Here is a 2197-nt window from a genome sequence, read left to right as displayed (position 1 = left end):
GCACGCCGCTGCAGACGCCGCTGTTCGTGTCGTGCCTGCTGTCGGCCAGCGGCTACCGGGCACTGCAGGTGCCGCGCGGGCGCTGGCCGTCGGACCCGGCGTTCATCGAAGGCCTGAAGGACCGGCAGCCGATGCTGCGCGACCCCGACCAGGCCGGCTGGGAGCCGGCCTGGCGCGACGAGGTGCACGCGCTGGTGCAGCTGGCAGGCGATGCGCCGCAGGTGGAGGCGGCGCTCGCCGACTGGACGGCGGCGCCCCGCGAGGGTGTCGAGCTGCTCGGCATCGAGCACGCCCGCAGCTGGCGCAATGGCCGCGGCGAAGGCATCGAGCATTTCGGTTTCGTGTCGGGGCGCAGCCAGCCCTTGATGATCGAGGAGGACATCGCCCGCGACGCACTGCGTGGCGGGGGCAGCGAGCGGTGGTCGCCGCGCTTCGCGCTGTCGCAGGTGCTGGTGCGCGACGCGGCGGTCGATGATCCGGCGGCGCACGGCTCGTACGTCGTCTACCGCAAGCTCGAGCAGAACGTGCAGGCCTTCCAGCAGGYCGAGGCGGCGCTGGCACGCGGGCTGCGCAAGCTCGGCGCGGCCGCCGACGTGGCGCTGGCCGGCGCGATGCTGGTGGGCCGTTTCGCCGACGGCACGCCGCTCGCGATGCAGGGCCACGCCGGGTTGGCGGAACCGGTGGCCAACGATTTCGATTACGCCGCCGACCCGCAGGGGCTCCGGTGCCCGTTCCATGCCCACATCCGCAAGACGAACCCGCGCGGCGACACGGTGCGCGAATTCGGCATCGCGCCGGCGGCCGAGCGTGCGCGGCTGATGGCGCGGCGCAGCATGCCGTACGGCGAGCGGCGGCAGGATGCGCAGGGGCGCTTCGGCGATGCGCCCTCGCACGGCGTCGGGCTGCTGTTCATGGCCTGCCAGGCGAGCATCGTCGAGCAGTTCGAGTTCTCGCAGGCGAACTGGGCCAACGACGAGGGCTTCGTGCTCGGCCACACCGGCATCGACCCGCTGGCCGGCCAGGGCGGCGCGGTGAAGCACCGCCACCATGCGGGCTGGGGGGATGCGCAGGCGCCGACGCTGTCGCAGCGGATGTCCGGGTTCGTGACGTTGAAGGGTGGGGAGTATTTCTTCGCGCCGTCGCTGGGGTTCTTCGCGAACTTGTAGCCCGGATGCCAATCCGGGTTCCACGGCCACGAATTCCGGATTGGCATCCGGGCTAGGCAGCGCAGCTCCGAAACCCCGTGAACTGCACATCGCAATCCGGCAACTCGAAATTGCGATAGCACGCATGCCGCAGCCGCTCGCGCGTCGCGAACGACGCGCCGCGCAGCACGCGGTGGCGGTCGTCGAAGCCGGGCATCGAATGCCCGAGGTCCGGCCCCGGCTCGAAATGGTCGTAGGGCCGGAAGCGGCCGGCCGTCCATTCCCACACCTGGCCCCAGCGGAAGCCGCGCGATTCGCCGGCGCGCGCCGCATGCTCCCACTCCACCTCGGTCGGCAGCCGCCGGCCGGCCCAGCGGCACCAGGCGTCGGCCTCGTACCAGCTCAGGTGCAGCGCAGCCTGCCCGAGCGGCACGCGCGCCAGCCGGCCGAAGCGCTGCTGCAGCACGCCCTGGCGCAGCTGGTCGACATACAGCGGGCTGCGCCGCCCGCCCGCCTGCACCCAGGCCCAACCCTCGGGCGTCCACCAGCGCGCTTCGTCATAGCCGCCATCCTCGACGAACTCGCCGTACTGCGCCCAGCTCACCGCCTGCGCGTCGATCTCGAACTCGGGCAGCGTCACGTCGTGTGCCGGCTGCTCGTTGTCGTACGCGAAGCCCTCGCCCGATTCGCTGCCGATGCGCGAGCGCGTCGCCGGGAACAGCAGCGCTGGCCGCGCCGGCAGCGTCGACAGCGCGGGCCACAGCCCGGCATCGAAGCCGAGCTGCTGCGACAGCACCGCCAGGCCCTCGGCATGCGCGTCTTCATGGAACAGCGCGAGACGGAAGAAATACAGCGCCGCATCGCCCTCGTGCGCATGCTCCAGCAGCTCGAGCGTGGTCTCCAGCGTCTCGGCCAGGTAGGCGCGCACCGCCTGCGCATCGGGCAGCGCCAGCGCGCGGCGCGTGGCCACCGGCGCCAGCGAGGCGTCGAACCAGCCATCGGCCCCCGGCTCGATCGACGCGAGCCGCGGCGCCCGCGGGTTGCAGTGCTCG

General features: G+C 72.6%; 2 protein-coding genes. One reads left to right on the top strand and one right to left on the bottom strand.

Annotated elements, in window-relative coordinates:
* On the top strand, positions 1 to 1166 hold a 1166-nt coding region (locus AC1D01_RS31250; protein WP_477873379.1), incomplete at its 5' end, for a Dyp-type peroxidase.
* Positions 1167 to 1218: 52 nt separating this feature from the next.
* Here the strand turns inward: AC1D01_RS31250 and AC1D01_RS31245 are convergent.
* Positions 1219 to 2197 (bottom strand): SUMF1/EgtB/PvdO family nonheme iron enzyme (locus AC1D01_RS31245; protein ID WP_477873377.1); only part of this gene is annotated, 979 nt, incomplete at its 5' end.

The sequence above is a fragment of the Rhizobacter sp. P3_B12 genome (genome assembly GCF_056402895.1).
This window is presented reverse-complemented; position numbering and strand designations above follow the sequence as displayed.